General features: G+C 72.3%; 17 protein-coding genes. 4 read left to right on the top strand and 13 right to left on the bottom strand.

Annotation, left to right across the window (positions count from 1 at the left end; translation table 11 throughout):
• Window positions 1–156: 156 nt before the first annotated feature.
• On the bottom strand, window positions 157–3078 hold the full coding sequence (locus J5X86_RS17130; RefSeq protein ID WP_208517666.1) for a bifunctional diguanylate cyclase/phosphodiesterase: 2922 nt from the start codon (window positions 3076–3078) through the stop codon (window positions 157–159).
• A 346-nt stretch (window positions 3079–3424) separates the two neighbouring features.
• Window positions 3425–4351, bottom strand: a complete 927-nt coding sequence (locus tag J5X86_RS17125) for a 2-hydroxyacid dehydrogenase (RefSeq protein WP_208517788.1) — start codon at window positions 4349–4351, stop codon at window positions 3425–3427.
• Window positions 4352–4499: 148 nt separating this feature from the next.
• On the opposite strand from J5X86_RS17125, the gene J5X86_RS17120 reads away from it, so the two are divergent.
• The 3 genes from J5X86_RS17120 (at window position 4500) to J5X86_RS17110 (ending at window position 7113) form a co-directional block, all read left to right on the top strand.
• On the top strand, window positions 4500–5498 hold the full coding sequence (locus J5X86_RS17120; RefSeq protein WP_208517665.1) for an aldo/keto reductase: 999 nt from the start codon (window positions 4500–4502) through the stop codon (window positions 5496–5498).
• A 119-nt stretch (window positions 5499–5617) separates the two neighbouring features.
• A complete protein-coding gene (locus J5X86_RS17115) occupies window positions 5618–6811 on the top strand; it encodes a sorbosone dehydrogenase family protein (RefSeq protein ID WP_208517664.1) in 1194 nt (397 codons plus the stop codon).
• A 134-nt stretch (window positions 6812–6945) separates the two neighbouring features.
• Window positions 6946–7113: a DUF6191 domain-containing protein gene (locus tag J5X86_RS17110; RefSeq protein ID WP_165449194.1), complete on the top strand. Its 168-nt coding sequence runs from the start codon at window positions 6946–6948 to the stop codon at window positions 7111–7113.
• A gap of 196 nt (window positions 7114–7309) precedes the next feature.
• Here the strand turns inward: J5X86_RS17110 and J5X86_RS17105 are convergent, their stop codons facing one another.
• The 3 genes from J5X86_RS17105 to J5X86_RS17095 all read right to left on the bottom strand — a co-directional run bounded on the left by J5X86_RS17105 (window position 7310) and on the right by J5X86_RS17095 (window position 13293).
• The gene (locus tag J5X86_RS17105; RefSeq protein WP_208517787.1) at window positions 7310–10501 is read right to left on the bottom strand and encodes an AAA family ATPase; all 3192 of its coding nucleotides are present in this window, start codon (window positions 10499–10501) and stop codon (window positions 7310–7312) included.
• Window positions 10502–10612: 111 nt separating this feature from the next.
• Window positions 10613–10846, bottom strand: coding sequence for a hypothetical protein (locus tag J5X86_RS17100; protein ID WP_208517663.1), 234 nt, complete (start codon window positions 10844–10846; stop codon window positions 10613–10615).
• A gap of 164 nt (window positions 10847–11010) precedes the next feature.
• Complete coding sequence (locus tag J5X86_RS17095) at window positions 11011–13293, bottom strand: MMPL family transporter (RefSeq protein WP_208517662.1); 2283 nt, start codon at window positions 13291–13293, stop codon at window positions 11011–11013.
• 128 nt (window positions 13294–13421) lie between these two features.
• Between J5X86_RS17095 and J5X86_RS17090 the strand changes: the two genes are divergently transcribed.
• Window positions 13422–14912 carry a M81 family metallopeptidase gene (locus J5X86_RS17090; RefSeq protein WP_208517661.1) on the top strand — a complete coding sequence of 497 codons (1491 nt, stop codon included), beginning with the start codon at window positions 13422–13424 and terminating at the stop codon, window positions 14910–14912.
• A gap of 234 nt (window positions 14913–15146) precedes the next feature.
• On the opposite strand, the gene gatB is transcribed toward J5X86_RS17090, so the two are convergent.
• The 8 genes from gatB to J5X86_RS17050 all read right to left on the bottom strand — a co-directional run bounded on the left by gatB (window position 15147) and on the right by J5X86_RS17050 (window position 25490).
• Complete coding sequence (gene gatB / locus J5X86_RS17085; protein WP_208517660.1) at window positions 15147–16652, bottom strand: Asp-tRNA(Asn)/Glu-tRNA(Gln) amidotransferase subunit GatB; 1506 nt, start codon at window positions 16650–16652, stop codon at window positions 15147–15149.
• A 15-nt stretch (window positions 16653–16667) separates the two neighbouring features.
• Window positions 16668–16907 (bottom strand): hypothetical protein, encoded by a 240-nt coding sequence (locus J5X86_RS17080; RefSeq protein WP_014055101.1) that lies wholly within the window; start codon window positions 16905–16907, stop codon window positions 16668–16670.
• The gene (gene gatA / locus J5X86_RS17075) at window positions 16904–18397 is read right to left on the bottom strand and encodes an Asp-tRNA(Asn)/Glu-tRNA(Gln) amidotransferase subunit GatA (protein ID WP_208517659.1); all 1494 of its coding nucleotides are present in this window, start codon (window positions 18395–18397) and stop codon (window positions 16904–16906) included. The genes J5X86_RS17080 and gatA overlap by 4 nt, the downstream gene beginning before the upstream one ends.
• A gap of 5 nt (window positions 18398–18402) precedes the next feature.
• The gene (gene gatC, locus J5X86_RS17070; protein WP_014055099.1) at window positions 18403–18699 is read right to left on the bottom strand and encodes an Asp-tRNA(Asn)/Glu-tRNA(Gln) amidotransferase subunit GatC; all 297 of its coding nucleotides are present in this window, start codon (window positions 18697–18699) and stop codon (window positions 18403–18405) included.
• A 203-nt stretch (window positions 18700–18902) separates the two neighbouring features.
• Window positions 18903–21011 carry a bifunctional diguanylate cyclase/phosphodiesterase gene (locus J5X86_RS17065; RefSeq protein WP_208517658.1) on the bottom strand — a complete coding sequence of 703 codons (2109 nt, stop codon included), beginning with the start codon at window positions 21009–21011 and terminating at the stop codon, window positions 18903–18905.
• 291 nt (window positions 21012–21302) lie between these two features.
• Window positions 21303–23501 (bottom strand): NAD-dependent DNA ligase LigA, encoded by a 2199-nt coding sequence (gene ligA, locus J5X86_RS17060; protein ID WP_208517657.1) that lies wholly within the window; start codon window positions 23499–23501, stop codon window positions 21303–21305.
• Window positions 23502–23516: 15 nt separating this feature from the next.
• Entirely contained in the window at window positions 23517–24470 is a 954-nt protein-coding gene (locus J5X86_RS17055; protein ID WP_107439411.1) for a methionine synthase, read from the bottom strand.
• A 330-nt stretch (window positions 24471–24800) separates the two neighbouring features.
• Window positions 24801–25490 carry an SDR family oxidoreductase gene (locus J5X86_RS17050; protein ID WP_208517656.1) on the bottom strand — a complete coding sequence of 230 codons (690 nt, stop codon included), beginning with the start codon at window positions 25488–25490 and terminating at the stop codon, window positions 24801–24803.
• Window positions 25491–25533 lie beyond the last annotated feature (43 nt).

The following is a 25533-nucleotide window of genomic DNA, read 5'->3' as shown; positions in this document are numbered from 1 at the left end:
TGCAACAAAAAACCCCTCGTGCCGTAAGGCAAGCGAGGGGAGCGCGCCGGTGAGGGTCCGCAGGGCTTCAACCAGCCCTGCTCAGCCGACGCGCTGTCCAAGTACGAGAATTCGGGTGCGCATGGCTCCGACCCTCCCCCCGGCGCACATCGAGTGTCAAGTGGGTGGGACGGGCGTCTCAGCATTTGAGCGGGTCGGCGGGTGGGTGTGCGGCTCCGTACGGCGCGGCCCATGGGAGCCGCCATGCCCGGTGTGACCGCCGTGCCGGATCGGCAGGGCGCCGCCGACGAGCAGCGGCGGCTCCGAGCGCGGGACGGGATAGCCGCCGCGCAGCAGGGCCCGGCGCAGCCGGTGCTCGTCCAGCGGTCCGCTGAAGGCCGCCCCTTGGGCGTGGGTGCATCCCATACCGCGCAGGGTGACGATCTGCTCGGGCAACTCCACCCCCTCTGCGATGGACTGCATTCCGAGGTCTCCGGCGATCCTCAGCAGCCCAGCGGTGATCTTGTGGAGCCGTGAGGACTCGACCACTCCCTCGACCAGCCCGGGGTCCAGTTTCAGCACATCGATGGGGAGCCTGCGCAGCGCCCTGATCGCGGCATAGCCGCTGCCGAAGCCGTCGAGGGCGATCCGCACCCCCAGGCGGCGCAGCGCGCCGAGGCGGTGCTCGAGCTCGTCGAGCGGCACCCGTGGATCGCTGTCGGTCAGCTCCAGGATCAGCGCGCCGGACGGCAGCCCATGGCGGGCCAGCAGGGTCTCCACGGCCTTGGGTGGCAACGACTTGTCCACCAGCCGGCTCGCGGGGAGCCGTACGCAGACCGGGACCGGATGGCCGTCCCGGCGCCGCTGGGCGGCCTGCTCGACGGCCGCCTCCAGCATCCAGCGGGACAGCTCGGCGGTGCGGGCCGTGTCCTCACCGCCCCCACGGCCGTTGTCGGCCACCCGGAGGAACTCGGCGGGGGTGAACAGGATTCCCTGCGCCGAGCGCCAGCGGGCCTGCGCCGCGACCGCGGTGATCCGGCCGCTGGTCAGCTCGACGACGGGCTGGTGCAGCAGCACGAACTCCCCGTCGTGCAGGGCGGCGCGGAGTCTGGTGGCGACCTCGGCGCGACGCGCCACCTCGGCCTGCATCTGCGGTGCGTACAGCTCGACGCGGTTCTTGCCCGCGGCCTTGGCGCGGTACATCGCCAGGTCGGCGTTGCGCATCAGGGCGCCGGGGCTGGTACCGGGCTCGGCGAAGGCGACGCCGATGCTGGCGGCCACGCGGACCTCGGTGCCGCCCTCGACCCGGTAGGGCTGGGAGAGCCGGACCCGCAGCCGGTCGGCGATCTCCATGATGCGCTGCTCGCGGGCGCCCGCGTCCCCAGCGCCGTCGCCGTCGCCGATGATGAGGGCGGCGAACTCGTCGCCCCCGAGCCGGGCCGCGCAGTCGCCGGACCCGGACCGCACGGACTCCTGGAGCCGGCGGGCGGCCTGGACCAGCAGCTCGTCACCGGCGTGGTGGCCGACGGTGTCGTTGACCGCCTTGAAGCCGTCGAGGTCGATGAAGAACACGGCGGTGCCGGCGTCCGTACGGCGGCGGCCGCCGACGGCGTGCCGGACCCGGCGGGTGAAGAGGGCGCGGTTGGGCAGATCGGTGAGCGGGTCGTGCTCGGCGTTGTGCTGCAGCTGGGCCTGGAGCCGGACCCGCTCGGTGACATCGCGGCTGTTGAAGATCAGCCCGCCGTGGTGGCGGTTGATCGTGGACTCCACGTTGAGCCAGTCGCCGGAGCCGGAGCGGAAGCGGCACTCGATGCGCGTCGTGGGCTCCTCGCCCGGTGCGGCGGCCAGGAACCGGCGGACCTCGTGGACCACCGATCCGAGGTCCTCGGGGTGGATCAGGGAGGCCAGCTCGGAGCCGACCATCTCGTCCGCGTCGCGGCCGTAGACCCCGGTGGCGGCCGGGCTGACATAGCGCAGGATTCCGGTGGGTGCGGCGATCATGATCACATCGCTGGAGCTCTGCACCAGGGAGCGGAAGTGGTTCTCCTTCTCGGCGAGCTCCTGAGTGAGCCTGATGTTGTCCATCAGCATGATCGCTTGTCGGACGACGAGCGCGAGCACGACCGCGCAGGCGGTGGAGAGCACCACCCCGTCGATCGGCCGGCCGTCCATCACGTTGAACAGGACCCCCAGGGTGCAGACGGCGGCGGCGAGATACGGCGCGAGTGCGGCGAGCGAGCCCGCGATGGGGGCGCTCTGCTGCGGGGTGCGGCGCGCCGACGGCGGGTCCTGGGCGGCTTCGCGGCGGGCCACCCACGGGGCGTAGGCCAGCAGCGCGGAGCCGGCGAACCACCCGGCGTCGAGTATCTGCCCGGAGCGGTAGTGCTCGCGCAGCAGCGGTGAGGTGAACAGCGCGTCGCACAGCACGGTGAGTGCGAAGGCGGCGATCGCGGTGTTGACCGCGGAGCGGTTGCCCGTCGAGCGCCGGAAGTGGAGCACGATCACCATGCTGACGAGCACGATGTCCAGCAGCGGATAGGCGAGCGCCAGGGCCCCGCGGGCCACGGAGGCGCCGTCCCCGCCGAACTGCCCGGTGTGGGCGAGCGCGAGGCTCCAGGAGAGGGTCACCAGCGATCCGGCGATCAGCCAGGCGTCCAGCCCCAGGCAGATCCACCGGGCCCGGCTCGTGGGGCGCTTGGCGAGCACCAGCATCCCGACGATGGCGGGCGGGGCGAAGAGCAGGAAGCAGAAGTCGGCGGCCGAGGGGGTCGGCACGGGATGGCCGAGCACCACCTCGTACCAGCCCCATACGCCGTTACCCAGCGCGGCCATGGCCGAGGAGGCGGCGAACAGCAGCCAGGCCGGGCGCAGCCGCCCGGCGTGCCGGCGGCCGTGCCACAGACAGGACACCGCGGCGGCGAGCGCTGCCGCGCTCAGTCCGAAGTCACCCATGACGAGGGCGAGTTGGGACGATCCCCAGCCGAGGACCGCACCCGCCGCGTAACTGCCGCAGACCAGGGCGAGGACCACTTGCGGTAACAGCCCGGCACCGCCGCCGGAGACCGACGGCCGGGCGAGCACCGCTCCCGGGGCGCTCACTGGACTGCCATCCACTGCGTGGCGGACCACTGGCGCCGCGGGGACCCCGGCAGCGGTATCCCCGCGGGCCTCGCCGAGTTGGAGATCCGCGCGGCTGCGCGGAAGTGTCGCGGTCGACGCCTGAGCTGCGTCGGGTTGTCGGTCCATCGGCCATACATCGCCCGTCGCCCCCCTCGAGTTCCGGTCCATCGCTGACGCCGTCAGGTCAGTGGCGCAGCCCCCGCTCGGGACGATACACCAGACTGGTCACTCAGGGACATAGGCCATCTACGGTCCGTAACCGACTACGGCGTTGTATATACGCAGTGGAGTCAATCGGTGCCTGTATGTGGTGCCAGAGGCATGTCTACCCCGTCGTGGCGACGAGATGTGCCAGCGACTCGCCGTGTGCGAAGCGGTTCAGCTGATCCCTCAACAGCCGCTTGGCGCGCGGGAGAAAGGCCGACGTGGGGCCGCCCACATGCGGGGAGATGAGCACCCCTGGAGCGTGCCACAGCGGATGCCCGGCGGGCAGTGGTTCGGGGTCGGTCACATCGAGCGCGGCCCGCAGCCGGCCCGACTCCACCTCGGTGAGCAGGGCCTTGGTGTCCACGACCCCACCACGGGAGACGTTCACCAGCAGCGCCCCGTCCTTCATCCGCGAGAGGAACTCCGCCCCGGCCAGGCCGCGGGTGGCCTCGGTGAGCGGGGTCACCAGCACCACCACATCGGCTTCCGGAAGCAATTGGGGCAGTTCGTCGATCGGATGCACCGGGCCGCGCTCGGTCGTGCGCGGGGAGCGCGCGACGCGCGCCACCCGCTCGCACTCAAAGGGCACAAGCCGGTCCTCGATCGCGCTGCCGATGGCCCCGTAGCCGACGATCAGTACGGACTTGTCGGCGAGCGCGGGGCGGAAGCCGGAGCGCCACTCCTCGGCGTCCTGGCCCCGGACGAAGTCGGGGATACCGCGCAGCGAGGCCAGGATGAGTGTGAGGGCGAGCTCGGCGGTGCTCGCGTCGTGCACCCCGCGTGCGTTGCACAGCCGTACCCCGGGGGCGAGGTCCGCCAGCGCGGGCTTGATGTGGTCTATTCCGGCGGTGAGGGTCTGCACCACCCGCAGGTTGGTCATGGCGGACAGCGGGCGGGTGCACACCTGCGGCGGCTTCATGTACGGGACGCAGTAGAACGCGCAGCGCGCCGGGTCGGTGGGGAAGTCGGGGCCGCCGTCCCAGTGGGCGTATTCGAGGGTGTCGGGCAGGCCGTCGATCTCCTCGGGCGGGATGGGCAGCCACACCAGGTCGCGCGCTTCGGATGAACCCTGAGTCGCATCGTGCTGGCGGAACGTATCGCTGTGATCTGCACTCATGCCAGGAGGCTATGCGATCACCGGCAGCCTGCAGAGGTTAGTTTGGGGTCCGAGGGAACGGGAGGGGTCAGGCGAGGTGAAGCGCAGGAGAATCGGAGCGGCGGCGCTCGAAGTGGGTGCGATCGGCCTGGGGTGCATGCCGATGAGCTGGGCATACACCGCTTCGCAGCGCAGTGGCGAGACTTCGGTGCGCGCCGTGCACACCGCGCTCGACTCGGGCACGAGCCTGCTGGACACCGCCGACATGTACGGCCCCTTCACCAATGAGCTGCTGGTGGGGCGGGTACTCAAGGAGCGGCGGGCGGACGCCTTCGTGTCCACCAAATGCGGACTGCTGGTGGGCGAGCAGCACATCGTGGCCAACGGGCGGCCCGGCTATGTGAAACGGGCCTGCGACGCCTCGCTGCGCCGGCTGCAGACCGATGTGATCGACCTCTACCAGCTGCACCGGGCCGACCCGGAGGTGCCCATAGAGGAGACCTGGGGCGCGATGGCGGAGCTGGTCGCGGCCGGGAAGGTGCGGGCGCTGGGGCTGTGCGCCGTGGGTGCGCGGGCGCAGCGGAGGGCGGGCGCGCGGATGCACGACGCCACGGTGCGCCAGCTGGAGCGGGTCCAGCAGGTCTTTCCGGTCAGCTGTGTACAGGCGGAGCTGTCGGTGTGGTCGCCCGATGCCCTGGAGGCGCTGGTGCCCTGGTGCGCCTCGCGCGGGGTGGGCTTCCTGGCGGCGATGCCGCTCGGCAACGGCTTCCTGAGCGGGACGCTGACTCCGGGGCAGGGCTTCGAGCCGGACGACATGCGGGCCCGGCATCCGCGGTTCACGGCGGAGATGATGGCCGCGAACCAGCCGATAGTGGCCGGTCTGCGACGGGTCGCCCAGCGGCACGGGGACGAGGTGACCCCGGCGCAGGTGGCCCTGGCCTGGCTGCTGGCGCAGGGGCCGCAGGTGGTGCCGGTGCCGGGGACGAAGCGGGAACGGTGGGCGGCGGAGAACTGCGCGGCGGCCGATGTGCCGCTCTCGCGCGAGGACCTCGCGGAGATCGCGGAGCTGCCGCCGGCGCGCGGGTCGTGGGACTGAGGCGCCGCGTGCGGGCTCTGGTCCGGGCCTGGCTCTGGTCCGGGCCTGGTTCGGGGATGGGAACCCGGCGCGGGGCAGCGGTGTATAAGAATCAGTGCCGTGCCGCGGCACACGTGCCCATGGAGAGGAATCCGACCGTGCGACGCCCTCGCGTGACCTCTGTACTCGCCGCCGCTGCCGCCGTGTTGCTCGTGGCGGGCTGCTCGTCCGACGGCGACAGCATCACCAGACCGGGCGGCCGCTCGTCCGCGCCCTCGAAGCCGGGCGGCGGGGGCTCCTCCTCTGGCGCGCCCTCGCCGACGGAGTCCGCGGCGCCCGCGAAGGGCTCGGTGAAGGTGGTGCGCACGCTCACCACGAAGCTGGACTCCCCCTGGGGGCTCGCGCCGCTGCCCGGCGGGGATCTGCTGGTCTCCTCGCGGGACACCGGGAAGATCTTCAAGGTCTCGGCGGACACCGGGAAGAAGACCGAGGTGGGGTCCGTCCCGGGCGTCTCCGCCGCCGGTGAGGGCGGGCTGCTGGGGCTGGCGGTCTCCTCCGACTTCGGCGCGGACCACATGGTCTACGCGTACTTCACCACCGACTCGGACAACCGCATCGTCCGCATGGTGTACGACGACAAGCGCCCCGCGGGCGATCAGCTGGGCGCCCCGGACACGATCTTCAAGGGCATCCCCAAGGGCGCGATCCACAACGGCGGCCGTATCGCCTTCGGCCCGGACAAGATGCTCTACGCGGGCACGGGAGAGAGCGGTGACCGCGGGCTCGCCCAGGATATGGACTCCTTCGGCGGCAAGATCCTGCGGATGACCCCGGACGGCGAGCCGGCGCCCCGCAATCCGGACGCCCAGTCGGTCGTCTACACCTGGGGTCACCGCAATGTGCAGGGCCTGGCCTGGGATGCGGACAAGCGGCTGTGGGCCTCCGAGTTCGGCCAGGACACCTGGGACGAGCTCAATCCGGTCGAGCCGGGCAAGAACTACGGCTGGCCGGAGGTCGAGGGCAAGGCCGGCAAGAAGGGCTTTGTCGATCCGATCGAGCAGTGGAAGCCCAAGGACGCCTCGCCGAGCGGGATCGCCTTCGCCAAGGGCTCGATCTGGATGGCGGGGCTGCGCGGTGAGCGGCTGTGGCGCATTCCGCTGAAGGGCGACAAGCCGGTGGCGAAGCCGCAGTCGTTCCTGGACGGGAAGTACGGACGGCTGCGCAGCGTGGTGGCGGCGGACGACGGGGGGCTGTGGCTGACGACGAGCAATACCGATGGGCGTGGCAAGCCGGGTGAGCAGGACGACCGGATCCTGCGGCTGGAGGTCCGCTGAGCGGAGAGGGAGTCCGCTGAGGGGAGGGTGAACCGGCCGATCATGGCACCGAGTTCGGCGGACATGTCGCGGCGTGCCCGTTCTGTGAGCGGTCTGCCTACACTGGCAGCAGCCGCACGCCTACGGGGGTCGTCATGTTCAACCTCATCGAGGAGCTCTTCGCACCCGGCCGCAAGCACACCGAGGAAGAGCGCAACCGGCTGGAGTACACGCTCGACGAGACGGGCAGCAGTGACCCGGGGAAGGGCCCTGTGGACCTTGACTCCGGCCGGGTGGTGATCCGGCCCCGCGAAGAGGGCTGACCCGGCGGACGGTCAGCGCACAGCGCGGGTTGTGAGCGCCGCGCGTCCGGTCAGCACCCAGTGCGTCCCGTCAGCGCGCGCATCCCGTCAGCGCCTCCGTGCATCCGGTCAGCGCCCCGCGAACCCCGTCAGGGCGCGCCCGCGTCCCCCCGGCCCGCGCGTCGGGTCACAGCACCCCGCGCGTCCCGTCACGTGCTCAGCGCGCCGCCGCGCCGTCGGTCAGGCCGTCCACCAGCCGCAGCCGATGGGCCACGGCGGCCGCCTCGCCCCGGCCCGAGACGCCCAGCTTGGCCAGGATGTTGGAGACATGAACGCTCGCCGTCTTGGGCGAGATGAAGAGCTCCTCGGCGATCTGGCGATTGCTGCGCCCCGCGGCGACCAGCCGCAGCACATCCCGCTCCCGGGGTGTCAGCCCCAGTTCCCCGGCCGGATCGGCGGGCTCGGCGGCAGGGACCGGAGAGCCCGGGGCCTGGGAGCCGGGGGCCTGGGAGCCGGGGGCCTGGGAGCCCGGCCCCGGGGAACCCGGAGTCCGGGAGCCCGGGGCCGGGGGCAGCGCGGGGGTGCGGGGCAGGGACGCGTCGAGCGCGGGGCGGGTCGCGGCGGACGCCAGGGGCAGCCGGGCGCGCCGGGCCAGCAGCTCGATCTCCTCGCGCAGCGGGCGGGCGCCCAGCCACTCGGCCACGGCATGTGCCTGGACGAGCAGTTCGGCGGCGTGCTCGCGATCGGCCTGGGCCGGGGCACCCTGGCCGGGGGTGAGCAGCGCCTCCGCCCAACGGTGGCGGGCGCGGGCCAGCGGATACGGGCGGTCCAGCGCGGCGAAGGCGTCCGTGGCCTCGGCCCAGAGGTCGGGCCGGTCCCGGCCCTCGGCGCGCTCCCGTTCGGCCTGGAGCATCGCCGCGTAGGCCCGCCATACCGGCACGGGCTGGGCCACCCGCTTCGCGGCGGCCCGGAGGCGGGCCAGCGCCTCGCCCCGGCCCGGCTCGGCCGTGGGCAGTCCGCGTGCGGCCGACTCGGCCGCGGCGGCCGTGTACAGCAGCGGCCAGGCGTAGCGCTGATTCCCGGGCGGGAAACCGGCCTCCACGACCTGGTCCAGCGCGGCCCGGACCTCCAGGATCCGGCCGCGCGCCGCCGCGAGTTCGATGACCCGGCCCGCGACCTGGAGGGTGTACTGCGGTTCGGTGTTGTGAGCGCCGTAGTGCTCCCGGGCGGCGGCCAGCTCGCGCTCCGCCGTGTCCCACTCGCCGCGCGCCAGCGCCAGTTGGGCGAGCCGGTTGGCGGCGGTGCCGCGCGGCTTGGTGCCGAGGGCGAGCCGCCGGGTCTTCAGGGCCGCCGCCTCCGCCTCGTCCCAGCGGCCCAGGGAGAACAGCGACTCGGCCAGATTCCCGTACAGCCAGGCCCGGGAGTCCACCAGGCCGACGCGGTCCAGGATCCGGGCGCCCTCCTCGGCGGTCTCGACCGCCTCGGCCGACCGGCCGACCCCCTCCAGCGCCGAGGCGAGATTGACATAGCACCGCCCCAGGACGCTGATGTCGCCGAGGGCCACGGCCCGCCTGCAGACCTCGCGCATCTCGGCCAGCCCGCGCTCGGTGTCGCCGGAGTCACCGGTGAAGTAGCCCAGCGTCAGCCGGGCGTTCAGCTCCGTGCTCTCGGCGCCGACCATCCGGGCCAGCTCCACCGCCCGTTCGGCGGCCGCCAGGCCCTCCGGCCCGGGCCGGTGGGTCATCGTCCAGCCCGCCACCTGCGCCATGACGTCGGCGTGCACAGGGGACGGCGGCAGCCCGCGCACCAGCTCCTGGGCACGGCTCAGCTCCGCCCAGCCGTCCCCGCGTGCCAGGCCCTCCATCAGCTTGGACTGCTGGGTCCAGAACCAGGCGGCCCGCAAAGGGTCATGACCGCTTCCGTCCAGCGCCCGCAGTGCCCGCTTGGCGACGGCCAGCGCCCGCTCCCGCTGCCCGGACATATGCGCGGCCACCACCACCTCGGCGAGCAGATCGAGCTGGCGCAGCGCCTGGTCCTCGCAGCCGCAGGCGGGGTACACCTCGGCGTAGTCCACGGGCCGCTGCGCCTCCCGTATCTCCTCGGGGGCGTCCTCCCACAGCTCCATGGCCCGCTCCAGCAGCCGCAGCTGCTCCGCGTGGGCGTACCGCCGCCGGGCCTCGACGGACGCCTGGAGCACGGCGGGCAGGGCCTTGGCGGGGTCGTGTGCGTGGTACCAGTAGCTGGCCAGCCGGGCGGCCCGCTCATCGGCCCGCACCAGCGCGGGCTCGGCCTCCAGGGCCTGTGCGAAGCGCCGGTTGAGCCGGGAGCGCTCCCCGGGCAGCAGATCGTCGACGACGGCCTCGCGCACCAGCGCATGCCGGAAGCGGTAGCCGCTGTCGTCGGCCGTGGGGCGCAGGATGTGCGCCCCGACCGCGGCCCGTAGCGCGTCGATCAGCTCGTCCTCGCCCAGCCGGGCGACCGCGCGCAGCAGTTCGTACTCCACGGAGGAGCCGCCCTCGGCGAGGATCCGCACCACCCCCTGGGCCTCCTCGGGCAGCGCCTCGACCCGCACCAGCAGCAGATCGCGCAGGGATTCGCTGAGCCCGGTGCTGCAGCCCTCGTTGAGGGAGCGGGCGATCTCTTCCACGAAGAAGGCGTTGCCGTCGCTGCGCTTGAAGATCCGGTCGACCAGGTCGCGCTCCGGCTCGGCCCCGTTGATCCCGGTGAGCTGGGCGTGCACCTCGCCCCGGGTGAAGCGGGACACCTCGATGCGCCGCACCTCGCGCATCCGGTCCACCTCGGCGAGGAAGGGACGCAGCGGATGGCGACGGTGGATGTCGTCGGAGCGGTAGGTGGCCACGACCAGCAGCCGGGCGCTGAGCAGCGAGCGGAAGAGATAGCCGAGCAGTTCGCGGGTGGAGCGGTCGGCCCAGTGCAGATCCTCGATGGCGACGACGAGGGTGCGCTCCGCGGCCAGCCGCTCCAGCAGCCGGACGGTGAGCTCGAAGAGCCGGGCCCGGCCGTCCCCGTCGTGGGACGCGCGGGCGGTCTCGCCCAACTCGGGCAGCAGCCGGGCCAGTTCGCCCTCCTGTCCGGCGGCGGCCCCGTCCAGCTCGGTGCCCAGTTTGCGGCGCAGTGAGCGCAGCACGGTGGACACGGGGGCGAACGGCAGCCCGTCGGCGCCGATTTCCACACAGCCGCCGACCGCCGCGACGGCCCCCGCGGCCACGGCCGAGGCCAGGAACTCGTCGATGAGCCGGGTCTTGCCGACCCCCGCCTCCCCACCGACCAGCAGCACCTGCGGCTCGCCCGCGGTGGCGCGGGCGAGCGCGTCCTCGAGGGTGGCCAGCTCCTGGGCGCGGCCCACGAACACCGGGCTGACAGACGTGGTGTGCACGTCGTCGAGCATCGCATAGGGCTCTGACACCGCGGCACCGGCTTTTCCGGCCCCCGCCGCCCCGGCGCCCGCTGCCTCAGCCCCCGCCCCGTCCCCATGACGAGCCGCACGGCCCGGCCTCCCTCAGGCCGCCGTGCCGTACGACCGTGGTGAGCGATGGCCGCGCCACCGCCGGACCGGCCTCACCCGCCCTCCGGACTCACGCTCCGCCGACCGGCCACCGGACTCCTCCACCGCCTCCCGGACCAACCGGTGAGCGGCGGCCTCCCGCAGCAGCTCGGCCTCGCGGATCCGGTGCAACTCGTGGTGCAGCATGGTGTTCTCCCTGGTGACGAGCGTTTCGTGGAATGCGTCCACTCTCGTCGCCAGGAGGGTCCGGCACATCGGGAAGCTGCCTGATCTTCGCTCGGCCCAGGGCCTTAGGCCCCCTGCCCGCACGGCTGAGGAAACCTGAGGAAGGTCCTTAGGGCAGAGGAAGGTCCTTAGGGCAGAGAAGGGTCCTCAGGGGCAGAGGACGCTTCTCAGGGAACCGGCGACCGCGCCGTACCGGCCCGCGCCGCGCCGCTCCCCGACTGTCCCGGCAGCGACACCGGCACCGGCCGGGACGCCCGGCCCTCGCCGCCACCTTCCGTATCCCCCGCCGCGTCGCCCTCCGCCTCGATGCTGATCTTCGGCAGCAGCCGCTCCAGCCAGCCCGGCAGCCACCAGTTGGCGCCCCCGAGCAGATGCATCAGCGCGGGCACCAGGAGCGTACGGAGGACGAAGGCGTCCAGGGCGACCGCGGCCGCCAGCCCGATGCCGAACATGGCGATGATCCGGTCGCCGCTGAGCACGAACGCCGAGAAGACCGCGATCATGATGACGGCCGCGGAGTTGATGACCCGGCTGGTCTCGGCGAGCCCCACCCGGACCGCCGTGCGGTTGTCGCGGGTGCGCCGCCACTCCTCGTACATCCGGCTGACCAGGAAGACCTGGTAGTCCATGGAGAGCCCGAAGAGCACCGACACCATGATCACCGGCAGGAAGGGCTCGATCGGGCCCGCCCTGCCCAGCCCCAGCAGTTCGCTCCCCCAGCCCCATTGGAAGATCGCGACCACCACGCCGAAGGACGACGCGACGGCGGCCACATTCATGACCGCCGCCTTGATCGGGATGCCGATGCTGCGGAACGCGAGCAGCAGCAGCACACATCCCAGCGCCACCACCACCCCCACGAACAGCGGCAGCTTGCTGATGATCACCGCGGCGAAGTCGTCGTAGCCGGCGGTCAGCCCGCCGACGTACACCCGCAGCGAGCTGCCCTCCTCGGCCCGGGGCAGCACCTCGGCGCGCAGCCGTCCGACGAGGTCGGAGGTGGCCCGCGACTGGGGTGCCGTCTTGGGAACGACCGTGATGACGCCGGTGTCGCCGCCCCCGTCCAGGTCCGCGGCGCTCACCGAGGCGACCCCGTCGATGGTGCGCAGGACCTTGGGCAGTTGGGTGAAGGCCATACGGTCGTCGGCCCCGTCGATGCTGCCCATCAGCGTCAACGGCCCGTTGAAACCTGGCCCGAACCCATCGGCCAGCAGGTCGTACGCCCGTCTGGTGGTCGAGGCCGAGGGGCCGTTGCCCTGATCCGAGGTGCCCAGGTGGAGGGAGAAGGTGGGGAGTGCGAGCAGCGCGATGAGGACGGCCGCGGCCGCGCCCAGCAGCTTGGGGCGGCGTTCGACGCAGACCGCCCAGCGGGCGCACAGCCCCTTGGTCGCCGTGGCTTCCGGCCCCCGCTCGGCCAGCCGTCTGCGCTCCCGCCGGCTCAGGGCCCGTACGCCGATCAGCCCGAGCAGGGCGGGCAGCAGGGTGAGCGAGGCGGCGACCGTAAGGGCGACGGTGAGCGCCGCCGCGACCGCCACCCCGTTGAGGAAGGACAGCCGTAGGACCAGCATGCCGAGGAGCGCGAGACAGACGGTCGCCCCCGCGAAGACCACCGCGCGCCCCGAGGTGACCACGGCGCGCTGTGCGGCCTGTTCGACCGACAGCCCGCGCCGCAGCCCCCTGCGGTGCCGGGTGACGATGAACAGCGCGTAGTCGATCCCCACGCCGAGGCCGATCAGCATGCCGAGCATGGGCGCGAAATCGGCGATGGTCATGGCGTGGCCGAGCAGCCCGATGGCCGCGTACGCGGTGCCGACGCCGATGAGCGCGGTGGCGATCGGCAGCAGCGTCGCCGCGAGCGAGCCGAAGGCGAGGAAGAGGACCACGGCGGCCACGCCGACCCCGATGGCCTCGCTCAGATGGGCGGGTCCGGTCCGCTCGGTGAGCCCGGCGCCCGCACCGCCCATCTCGACCTCCAGGCCCCGAACCCCGGAGGCGGCGGAGCGCACCGTGTCCAGCACCCGGCGCACCTCCGCCTCGCCCAGGTCGGCGGCGGGTTTGCGGAAGGCCACGGTGGCGTAGGCGGTGTGCTGGTCGGCGCTGATCCGGCTGGTGTCATCGGTGCCGTAGGGGCCGGTCACGGAAGCGACGCCCGGCAGGTCCCCGACCTGCCGCAGCGCCGCCGACATCCGCCGCTCGACCCCCGGCGCGCGTACCGTGCCCGCACCGTCCTTGGTGTGCCAGACGACGGTGTCGCTGTCCCCCGCCCGGTCGGGCAGCCGCCGCTCCAGCAGGGCGGTGACCTTGGAGGAGTCGGTGCCGGGGATGTCGTAGTCGTTCGAGTACGCGGACCCGGTCACGGCCGCCGCCGCGGCGACCCCCGCGAAGGCGGCCAGCCACAGCGCGATGACGATGGCGCGGCGCCTGAGACACCAGCGGGCGAGTGCGGCCATGGCTGCCTTCCGGTTCCGGCGCCAGGGGCGGCGTGATGTGGTTGTGACCTGAGCACTCTGTCAGGCGGATAAGATCCTTTGCCCCCTTTGTGGGCTTCACCACATGAATGAGCGGGAAGTCGGAGAGCATGAGTCCTGCCGCTTCCCGAGGCCGCCGCCCGCGTATCGGCATCGGCGGTATGCACATCGAGTCCAGCACCTTCAGCCCGCACCGCGCCGCCTACGACGACTTCCGCGTCACCCGCGACGCGGAGCTGCTGGACCGCTACGCCTGGACCCGGCCGGACGGCGATCTGGCCGGGCGCGCCGAGTGGGTGCCTCTCCTCCACGCCGTCGCGCTCCCCGGCGGCCCGGTCGAGCGCGAGACCTACGACCGGATCAAGGGCGAGCTGATCGAGCGGCTGCGCCGGGCCGGTCCGCTCGACGGGCTGGTGTACGACATCCACGGCGCGATGAGCGTGGTGGGCCTGGAGGACGCCGAGGGCGATCTCACCGAGGCCGTACGGGAAGCGATCGGGCCCGACGCGCTGATCTCCGCCGCCATGGACCCGCACGGCAATGTCTCCCGCCGCTTCGCCGGCCGCCTCGATCTGGTCACCGCCCACCGTCTCGCCCCGCACGAGGACGCCTGGGAGACCCGCGAGCGCGCCGCCCGCAAGCTGGTGGAGCGCCTCGACTCCGGCCGGGGCCGCCCGCATCTCGCCTGGGTGCAGATCCCGGTGCTGCTGCCCGGTGAGCGCACCAGCACCCGTCTGGAGCCCGCCAAATCGCTGTACGGACGGCTGGCCGCCGTGGAGTCGATGGACGGCGTCGTGGACGCGGCGATCTGGGTGGGCTACGCCTGGGCGGACGAGCCGCGCTGCCGGGCGGCCGTGGTGGTGACCGGCGACGACCCCGTGCTCGCGGTCGAGCAGACCCGCTCCCTGGCCCGCGAGTACTGGGATATGCGCCGCGACTTCGCCTTCGTCGGCCCCACCGGAGGCGCCGACGCGTGCATCGCCGAGGCCGTCGCCTCCTCCGCCCGCCCCTTCCTGATCAGCGACTCCGGCGACAATCCCACGGCCGGAGGCGCCGGGGACCTCGCCTATATGCTCGGCCGACTGCTGGCCAACGAGGATCTGGCCGCCGGCCGCGCCACCGCCCTGCACCCCGGGATCACCGATCCGGCGGCGGTCGCGGAGTGCTTCGCCGCCGGGCCGGGCACGACGGTCCGGCTCCGCGTCGGCGGCGGGATCAGCCGGGGGACGGCGGACCACGCCGAGCCCTGCGAGCTGACCGGCGAGGTGGTCGCCCTGCGCCGGGACGACCCCGTCGGCGGGGATCTCGCGGCGGTGCGGCACGGGGGCGTCACGGTGATCCTGGTCAGCCGCCGCAAACCGTTCCACACCCTGGCCGACTTCGGCGAGCTGGACCCGCGCGACCACGACCTCGTCGTCGTCAAGATCGGCTGTCTGGAGCCCGAGCTGTACGACCTGGCGGCGGACTGGCGGCTCGCGCTCACCCCCGGCGGGGTCGACCAGGATCTGGCGCGCCTGGGCCACCGGCGTCTCGCGCGGCCGCTGTATCCGTTCGACGACGAGGGGTTCGAGGTCCCGCATCTGGAGCCGCTGCTGCTCTGAGCTCCGCCGGACGTGCGACGAGATGCCGTCGATCGTCCGCGGCACCGTCGTGGTCGGCCACGCCCACGCGGCCACGCCCACGCTGCGGAGCCGCACATCGACACAGCCCCGCGCCCCTTCAGGGCGCCTTCCGAACCGCGGCCGACTTCCGCGTATCCGGTGGGGGGCAATTTGTCGGGGGGGGGGGGGGGCCCGCGCGCACCCCGCCGCCGCCATGGACACAACGGACGAACGTCAGCCCTCGACGCCCAGCCTCTCCAGGATCAGCTCACGCACCCGCGCCGCGTCCGCCTGGCCGCGCGTGGCCTTCATGACCGCGCCGACCAGCGCACCCGCCGCCGCGACCTTGCCGCCGCGGATCTTGTCGGCGATGGCCGCGTTGGCCGCGATCGCCTCGTCCACGGCGGTGCCGAGCGCACCCTCGTCCGAGACGACCTTCAGCCCGCGCTTGGTGACGACCTCGTCCGGGCCGCCCTCGCCCGCGAGGACGCCCTCGATCGTCTGGCGGGCCAGCTTGTCGTTGAGCGAACCCTCCTTGACCAGCGCGCACACCCGGGCGACCTGCGACGGAGTGATCGGCAGGGCCGCGAGCTCCACCCCGTCCTCGTTGGCGCGGCGGGCCAGCTCGCCCATCCACCACTTACGAGCCTGATCGGCCGGGGCGCCCTCGTCGATGGTGGCGGTGATCAGGTCGATCGCGCCCGCGTTGAGCACCGACTGCATCTCGTGCCGGGACAGGCCCCACTCCTCGCGCAGCCGGTTGCGGTACACCCGCGGCAGCTCGGGAAGCCCGCCGCGCAGCTCCTGCACCCACGCACGGGACGGGGCGACCGGCACCAGGTCGGGCTCGGGGAAGTAGCGGTAGTCCTCGGCCTCCTCCTTGACCCGGCCGGAGGTCGTGGAGCCGTCCTCCTCGTGGAAGTGACGGGTCTCCTGGATGATCGTGCCACCGTCGCCCAGCACCGCGGCATGGCGCTGTACCTCGAAGCGCACGGCCCGCTCGACCGACCGCAGCGAGTTGACGTTCTTGGTCTCGGAGCGGGTGCCGAACTTCTCGACACCGTGCGGGCGCAGCGACAGGTTCACATCGCAGCGCATCTGGCCCATTTCCATCCGCGCCTCGGAGACCCCGAGCGACTTGATGAGCTCGCGCAGCTCGGTCACATACGCCTTGGCGACCTCCGGGGCCTTCTCCCCGGCGCCGACGATCGGCTTGGTGACGATCTCGATCAGCGGGATACCGGCCCGGTTGTAGTCGAGCAGGGAGTGCTGGGCGCCGTGGATACGGCCGGTCGCGCCACCCACATGGGTGGACTTGCCGGTGTCCTCCTCCATATGGGCGCGCTCGATCTCGACGCGGAAGACCTCCCCGTCGACGTCGACGTCCAGATAGCCGTTGAAGGCGATCGGCTCGTCGTACTGCGAGGTCTGGAAGTTCTTCGGCATGTCCGGATAGAAGTAGTTCTTCCGGGCGAAGCGGCACCATTCGGCGATCTCGCAGTTGAGCGCGAGCCCGATCTTGATGGCGGACTCGACACCGGTCGCGTTGACCACCGGGAGCGAGCCGGGCATGCCGAGGCAGGTGGGGCAGGTCTGCGTGTTGGGCTCGGCGCCCAGCGCCGTGGAGCACCCGCAGAACATCTTGGTCTTGGTGCCGAGCTCGACATGCACCTCGAGCCCCATCACGGGGTCGTAGGCGGCCAGGGCGTCCTCGTACGACACCAGTTCAGTGACGGTCACGGAAAAACTAACCTCTCAGTCCGCGAGGACGTCGTCGTCGCCCATGCGCTTGAGCTCGCGGACGAGCAGGGCGACGCCGGTGACGATGGCGGCGGCCGAGACCACCGCGTCGGCCAGCTGCAGCTTGTCGTTCTCGAAGCGGGCCTTCTTGACCTGCTTCGCCACGCTGACCGCGCCGAACAGCGAGCCCGCGATGGACAGGTAGGTGCCGGGCCGGGACTTCTTGAAGCCCTTGGCCTTCTTGATCGCACTCATAGTGACGGTGCCTCCTCGAGCAGCGGGTGGCCCCACTTGTCGGCGAGCGCGGCCTCGACCGCTGCGCCGACCTTGTAGAGCCGGTCGTCGGCCATGGCGGGGGCGATGATCTGCAGTCCGACCGGCAGACCGTCCTCCGGCGCCAGACCGCAGGGCAGTGACATGGCCGCGTTCCCCGCGAGGTTGGTGGGAATCGTGCAGAGGTCGGCCAGATACATCGCCATCGGGTCGTCGGCGCGCTCGCCGATCGGGAAGGCGGTGGTCGGGGTGGTCGGCGAGATCAGCACGTCGACCCGCTCGAACGCCTTCTCGAAGTCACGCTTGATCAGCGTACGGACCTTTTGCGCGGAGCCGTAGTACGCGTCGTAGTAGCCGGAGCTGAGCGCGTAGGTGCCGAGCATGATCCGGCGCTTGACCTCCGCGCCGAAGCCCTCCGCGCGGGTGAGCGCGGTGACCTCCTCCGCGGAGTTCGTACCGTCGTCGCCCACCCGCAGGCCGTAGCGCATGGCGTCGAAGCGGGCCAGGTTGGACGAGCACTCGGACGGCGCGATCAGGTAGTACGCGGCCAGCGCCTTGTCGAAGGACGGGCAGGAGATCTCCTCGATCTCGGCGCCCAGCTCGCGCAGCAGCTCCACCGACTCGTTGAAGCGCTGCATGACGCCGGCCTGGTAGCCCTCGCCCGCGAACTCCTTGACGACGCCGATGCGCATGCCCCGCACGCTTCCGTTGCGCGCGGCCTCGACGAGGGCCGGGACCGGCTCGTCGATGGAGGTCGAGTCCATCGGGTCGTGCCCGGCGATGACCTCGTGCAGCAGCGCCGCGTCCAGCACGGTGCGGGCGCAGGGGCCGCCCTGGTCGAGCGAGGACGAGAAGGCCACCATGCCGTAGCGGGAGACCCCGCCGTACGTCGGCTTGACCCCGACCGTGCCGGTGACGGCGGCCGGCTGGCGGATCGAGCCGCCGGTGTCGGTGCCGATGGCGAGCGGGGCCTGGAAGGAGGCCAGCGAGGCGGAGGAGCCGCCGCCGGAGCCGCCGGGGATACGGGTGAGGTCCCAGGGGTTGCCGGTGGGGCCGAAGGCGCTGTTCTCGGTCGAGGACCCCATGGCGAACTCGTCCATGTTGGTCTTGCCGAGGATGATCACGTCCGCGTCCCGCAGCCGCTGGGTCACCGTCGCGTCGTACGGCGGGATCCACCCTTCGAGGATCTTGGAACCGACCGTGGTCGGGATCCCCTTGGTGGTGAAGATGTCCTTGAGCGCGAGCGGAACACCGGCCAGCGGGCCCAGCTCCTCACCGCGCTCCCGCTTCTCGTCGACGGCGCGCGCCTGGGCGAGCGCCCCCTCACGGTCCACGTGCAGGAAGGCGTGCACCTTCTCGTCTACGGCCTCGATACGGGCCAGATGCGCCTCGGTCACCTCGACGGCGGTGACCTCGCCGGAGGCGATCCTGGCGGCGAGCTCGGCCGCGGTGAGCCTGGTCAGGTCGGTCACGGTGGTCACTCCTCCCCCAGGATCTGCGGCACCTTGAAACGCTGCTGCTCCTGGGCCGGGGCGCAGGCCAGTGCCTGCTGCGGGGTCAGGGACGGACGGACCTCGTCCGCGCGCATGACGTTGGTCAGCGGCAGCGGGTGAGAGGTCGGCGGTACGTCTTGGTCGGCGACCTCGGAGACGCGGGCGACCGCGCCGATGATGTCGTCCAGCTGTCCGGCGAAGTGGTCGAGCTCTTCGGCCTTCAGCTCCAGACGCGCCAGCCGGGCGAGGTGGGCGACCTCCTCGCGCGTGATGCCAGGCATGCAGCGATCCTCAAAGTGAGTGTGGAGTGTTTCGGCCCCAATCCTATGGCTCTCCACACACGGCGCGCGAAAGGCTTTGGTGCACCCGCGTCATGGCTCCCTCCGCGAGGGGGCACCTCCCAGCGGTAGCTGGGGGAGGAACGGGTGGGCACAACGCACCCACCGGCCCGCGGCCGACGACGAAACGCCAGGGGGCGGCACCCTCACGTCACGGGCTGATCCGCGTCTTCCTCGGCGGAAGCCTGCGCCTGGTCCGACGGCTCCGCCGTCTCGCGGTGCCAGCCGCCCTCGCCCCGCGCCCGCAGCCACGCCGTCGTCTCCTCCGGCGGCATCGCGGCGGCCACCAGCCAGCCCTGCACCGCGTCGCAGCCCAGATCCCGCAGCCGCTCCCAGGTCTCGTCGTCCTCGACGCCCTCGGCCACCACGAGCAGGCCCAGCGAGTGGGCGAGGTCGACCGTACAGCGGACGATCTCGGCGTCCTCGTTGTCCACGGCCAGCCGGGCCACGAAGGAACGGTCGATCTTGAGCTCGCTCACCGGCAGCCGCCGCAGATGGACCAGCGAGGAATAGCCCGTCCCGAAGTCGTCGAGCGACATCTTCACGCCATGGCCGGTGAGCCCGGCCAGTGTGTCGGCGGCCCGCTGCGGGTCCTCCAGCAGCACATGCTCGGTTATCTCCAGCTGCAGGGCGCCCGCCGGGACGCCGTGCCGGGCCAGCCGCCCGGCGACCGCACCGGCGAAACCGGGGGTATGGACATCGCGCGGGGAGACGTTGACCGCGACCGGCACCTCGAGGCCGTCGGCGCGCCAGCGCGCGACCTGGCCCAGCGCGGTCTCCAGGACGTACTCGGTCAGCCGGGGCATCAGCCCGGAGCTCTCGGCCATGGAGATGAACTCGTCCGGCGGCACCCTGCCCCGGTCCGGGTGGACCCAGCGCACCAGCGCCTCCAGGCCCGCCACATGCCCGTCGAAGCCGACCTTGGGCTGGTAGTGCAGGTCGACTTCGCCCGCGTCCAGGGCGCGCCGCAGATCGCCGAGCAGACCGAGCCGGTCGGGGGTATTGCCGTCCCGCCGGGCCTCGTACAGCTCGACTCCGCTGCGGTCCCGCTTGGCCTGGTACATCGCGACGTCGGCGCGGCGCAGCAGCCCCTCGGCGTCCAGTGCGTGGTCGGGGTAGACGGCGACCCCGGCGCTGGCCTCCAGCACCAGGGTCAGTCCGTCCAGGTCGAGGGGGGAGCCGAGGTCGCCGACGAGGACGCGGGCGCTGCGCTGGGCGCTGGTGAGCGAGTCGGTGGTGGGCAGCAGCACCGCGAACTCGTCGCCGCCGAGCCTGGCCACCTCCGCCCCGCGGGGCAGGGCGAGCCGCAGCCGCTCGGCGATCTGCAGCAGCAGCCGGTCACCGGCCAGATGGCCCAGGGTGTCGTTGACCGAACGGAAGCGGTCGAGGTCCAGCAGGACCAGCGCGGTGCGGGTGCCGGCCCGCTCGGACTCGTCCAGCGCGGTCCAGGTGCGCTCCAGCAGCCACTGGCGGTTGGGCAGCCCGGTGAGCGGGTCGCGCAACTGCTCCTCGGCACGGACCCGGGCGATCCACAGCGTGGAGTCCAGGGCGACCAGCGGCACCGCGAACAGCGGGAGCAGCAGCGGGGTGTCCCCGGCGACGACCACGATGAGGGGGGCGATGCCGAGCAGCGCGATGCCGACGAGGGCCTGCCGGAAGAGGGCGGTGCGGGCGACGGTGGGCAGTCCGGCGCCGGGCGGGGCGAGGGAGCACCACAGCAGGGCGCGGGTCACCGCGAGATAGACGAAGGCGGCCAGGGCCGTCTGGGGGATGGCCGAGACGTCCCAGGTGTCGGTGCGCCAGGGATGTTCGACCGAGGGGGTGGTGCCGAAGGCGGCGAGGGTGAGGGCGGCCGCGCCGACCCCGAGAATGTCGACCGCGCCGTGCAGGGCGGCCTGCCGCCATCGGTGCCGGCGGGCGGCGCCGACCAGGACGACCACGGCGAGGCTGACCAGTACGGCCGGAATCCAGCCGTAGAGCAGCAGCGCGGCCAGGGTTAACGCGGCCCCGGAGCCGGTGCCGCCCCACCAGCGGTCGCGCCCGAGGGCGACCAGATGGCCGACGATGATTCCGGTGAGCACGGCGAGCGACCAGCCCACGGTGCCGTCGGGAAAGAGCGCATTACCCGCGTCGAGCACTCGGAATACCCCGATGCCGAGTGCGAAAGCCGCCATGGCGACCGCCGCGGCCGGCAGCGCGGGCAGCACGGCCCGGCGCAGCCGCGACGCCGGGGCGGCGCTTTCGGTCGGTTTCATACCCGTCCCTCTCACAGCCGGCGGTGCCAGCGCCACGGCGGGCGCACACCTCAACAGTAGGCGGCAGAAGGGGAAGACGGGCGGCGATCGGCGACGGTTCCCCGAATGCCGCCCGACGATCCATGACCTTCTGCTATGCGCTGTAAGGGTGATGCCCGCCGGCTGTACCCGGGAAGTGCTCCCAGTCGTAATCCGGCCAGCTTTGCACCCATCGGGCGGACAAGATGGCCGGACCACTGCGCCGGATGGGTGGAGCGGCTACTCCAACCGCCGCTCCACGGGCCGTCCGTGCTACTCCGCGGACTCTTCCGGAGGCGTCATCGCGACCTCTCTCGCCGCGTCCGGTCCCTGTTCGAGGAGGACGCCAAATCCGTCCTCATCGAGCACGGGAACCTTCACCTGCATGGCTTTGTCGTACTTCGAGCCCGGATTGTCGCCGACTACCACGAAATCAGTCTTTTTCGAAACCGATCCGGTGACTTTGGCACCACGGCTCTGCAGCGCCTCTTTGGCCCCATCTCGCGTGTACGACTGGAGCGTTCCGGTGACGACGACGGTGAGGCTCTCCAGCGGACGGGGGCCCTCGTCCTCGCCGCCCTCCTCCTCCAGCCGGACCCCGGCCCGCCGCCATTTCTCGAGGATCTCGCGGTGCCAGTCGACCGCGAACCACTCCTTGACCGAGGCGGCGATGGTCGGCCCGACCCCCTCCACGGCCGCCAGCTCCTCCTCGTCCGCCTCGGCGATCCGGTCCAGCGAGCGGAATTCACGGGCCAGTGCGGTGGCGGCGACGGGGCCGACATGACGGATCGAAAGGCCGGTGATGATCCGGGCCAGCGGGCGCTCCTTGGCCGCCTCGATATTGGCCAGCATCGCCAGGGCGTTCTTCTTCGCCTCGCCCTTCTGGGTGGCGAAGAAGGTGACGACCTTCTCCTCACCGGTCTCCGGATCGCGCTTGGGCAGTCCGCTGTCCGGGTCCAGTACATACGACCGAATGGGCAGCAATTGTTCGATCTTCAAGTCGAACAGATCACCCTCGTCTTTCACCGGCGGCTCGGTCGGTTCCAGCGGCTGAGTGAGGGCGGCGGCGGCGACATAGCCGAGGTTCTCGATGTCCAGGGATTTCCGCCCGGCGAGATAGAAAATCCGCTCGCGCAGCTGCGCCGGGCAGGACCGGCTGTTGGGACACCGCAGATCGACATCGCCCTCCTTGGCGGGCTGCAGCGGCGTATCGCACTCGGGGCAGGTGGCCGGCATCACGAATTCCCGCTCGCTGCCGTCCCGCAGATCGACGACCGGGCCCAGGATTTCCGGAATGACGTCGCCCGCTTTGCGCAGCACCACGGTGTCACCGATCAGCACACCTTTGGCCTTGACGACATCCTGGTTGTGCAGCGTCGCGAATTCGACCTCCGAACCCGCGACCGTAATCGGCTCGACCACCGCATAAGGCGTCACCCGCCCCGTGCGCCCCACGCCCACCCGGATGTCGACCAGCTTGGTGTTGACCTCCTCGGGCGGGAACTTCCAGGCGATCGCCCAGCGCGGCGCCCGCGAGGTGGAGCCCAGCCGCCCCTGCAGCGGGATCTCGTCCAGCTTGACGACCGCGCCGTCGATCTCGTGCTCCACCGAGTGCCGGTGCTCGCTGTCCCCGTAGTACGCGATGTACTCGCGCACGGCCTCGATCGTGTCCACCACTTTGAAGTGGGCGGCGGTGGGCAGCCCCCACTCGTGCAGCAGCTCGTACGCCTGCGACAGCCGGTCGATGTCGAAGCCGTCGCGCGCGCCGATGCCGTGCACCACCATGTCCAGCGGCCGGGACGCGGTGACCTTCGGGTCCTTCTGGCGCAGCGAACCCGCCGCCGCGTTCCGGGGGTTGGCGAACGGCGGCTTGCCGGCCTCCACCAGCCCGGCGTTCAGCTCCTCGAACCGCTCGCGGGCCAGGAAGACCTCGCCGCGCACCTCCACCAGCGCCGGGACGCGGTCGCCCGTCAGCCGGTTGGGGATCTTGGCGATCGTGCGCACATTGGGGGTGATGTCCTCGCCGGTGCGGCCGTCGCCACGGGTCGCGGCGCGGGTCAGCCGCCCGTGCTCATAGGTGAGGTTGACCGCGAGGCCGTCCACCTTCAGCTCGCACAGGAAGTGGTACGAGCCGCTGCCCAGCTCCTTGGCGATGCGGTCCGCCCAGGTGGCCAGCTCCTCGTCGTCGAACGCGTTGTCCAGGCTGAGCATCCGCTCGCGGTGCGCGACCTCGGTGAACTCCGTTTCGTACGCCCTCGCGACCTTCTGGGTCGGCGAGTCGGGCGTACGGAGCGCGGGGGTCTCCGCCTCCAGTGCCTCCAGCTCGCGCATGAGCTTGTCGAACTCCGCGTCGCTGACGACGGGCGCGTCCTTCACGTAGTACCGGAAGCGGTGCTCCTCGATCTGCTCAGCGAGCCTGGCGTGCCTCTCCCGCACCTCGGCGGGGACCTTCGACTGCTGTTCGCCGGCCACCGTGTCGTCCTCCCGTTACTCAGGGTTGTCCGCGAGCGATCTCGCCGCCTGGACGCAGTGGGCCAGCGCGGCGCGGGCGTACCCGGGCGAGGCGCCCGCGAGCCCGCACGACGGGGTGATCACCACGGATTCCGCGAGAGTCTCCGGTGACAGCCCCAGCCTGCGCCACAACGTCCTGACACCACTGACGCTACCGGCAGGGTCCGACAATGGGCTGTCGGTGCCGGGTACCGCGCCGATGAGCAGCGCCGTACCGCCTTCCACGGCCTCCCCGATCGCCTCCTCCTCACTCTCCGTGAGCAGCGACAGAGGAAAGGAGATCCCCTCGACGCCCGCGCGCCGCAGCAGCCCGAACGGCACGGCGGGCGCGCACGAGTGCACCACCACCGGCCCGCCTGCCGCCTCCACCAGAGTCCGCAGCGCGCCCTCGACCACGCCCCGGTCCACGGCGGCGTGGGTGCGGTAGCCGCTGGCGCTGCGGACGCTCCCGCGCAGCACCGACGTCAGCGACGGCTCGTCGAGCTGCAGCACCACCTCGGCGCCCGGCACCCGGCGGCGCACCTCCGCGAGATGGGCGCGGCACCCTTCGGCGAGCGAGGCCGTCAGATCGCGGCAGGCGCCCGGGTCGCTCAGCGCGACCTCACCGCCGCGCAGTTCGAGGGAGGCGGCCAGGGTCCAGGGCCCCACGGCCGACACCTTGAGCGCCCCCTGGTACCCCTGGGTGAACTCCTCCAGCGCGTCGAGGTCCTCGCCCATCCAGGCGCGGGCCCGCCTGGTGTCCCGGCCCGGCCGGTCGCTGATCCGCCAGCCGCTCGGCTCCACATGCGCGTACATCTCGACCAGCATCCCGGCGGTGCGCCCGATCATGTCCGCGCCGGGCCCCCGCGCGGGCAGCTCCGGAAGATACGGCAGGGCCTCCAGCGACCCGGTGACGGTCTTCACTGCCTCCCGCGCGTCGCCGCCCGGCATCGACCCGACGCCGCTCGCGGCCCCCGGGCCCCAGTGGTGCGTATTGGTGCTCTTCTCGCTCACCCGGGAAGCCTAAGCGCTCCGCTGGGAGTGCCCCGAAGTGGCGTCGTTCGTCTGCGGCGCCGTGATGGCTGGGCGCGCCCACGCGGCGGAGCCGCATATCGACACAGCCCCGCGCCCCTCTGGCTCACCCGGGAAGCCTAAGCGCTCCGCTGGACGTGCCGAGGCGCCGTCGTTCGTCTGCGGCGCCGTGGCGGCTGGGCGCGCCCACGCGGCGGAGCCGCATATCGACACAGCCCCGCGCCCCTTCAGGGCGCCGCCGGGAAGGGCTCAGCCGCGCGGGCGCACCTGGAGGTCGGTGATCTCGGCGTCGCGCGGCAGATCGAGCGCGGTCAGGATGGTCGTCGCCACGGTCCCGGGCTCCATCCAGCGCTCCGCGTCGTACTCCTTGCCCTCCTGCTGGTGCACCTTCACCTGCATCGGAGTGGCCGTGCGCCCCGGGTAGACCGTGGTCACCCGGAGGCCGTTGCCGCTCTCCTCCCAGCGCAGCGCGTCGGCCAGCGCCTTGAGCCCGTGCTTGCTGGCGGCGTACGCGGCCCACTGGGCGTTGGCGCGCAGCCCGGCCCCGGAGTTGACGAAGATGACATGCCCCTGGGCCAGCCGCAGTTGTGGCAGCAGCAGGCGGGTCAGCTCGGCGGGCGCGACCAGGTTGGCGGCGAGCTGGCGGGTCCACGCCTTCGGGGTCAGCTCCGCGACCTCGCCCAGGTCGACCACCCCGGCGATGTGCAGCAGCGAGTCGAGCCGGTCGGGCAGCGTCTGGTGGCCCAGCGCCCAGGAGAGCCGGTCCGGATCCGTCAGGTCGCCGACGACCGTCCGCACCCCCGGGAACCGCTCCGTCAGCTCCTTCGCCCGCCCGGCGTCCCGCGCGAGCAGCCACAGGTCCTCGCCGCGCTCGGCCAGCCGCTCGGTGACCGCCGCGCCGATGCCCGAACCTGCCCCAGTGATCAGATGCGTTCCCATGCTCCCCAGCTTGCCTCACCGATGGACGCGCCCCGCCGACGGT

The organism is Streptomyces sp. NEAU-YJ-81, assembly GCF_017592595.1.
Taxonomy (GTDB): domain Bacteria; phylum Actinomycetota; class Actinomycetes; order Streptomycetales; family Streptomycetaceae; genus Streptomyces; species Streptomyces hygroscopicus_B.
This window is presented reverse-complemented; position numbering and strand designations above follow the sequence as displayed.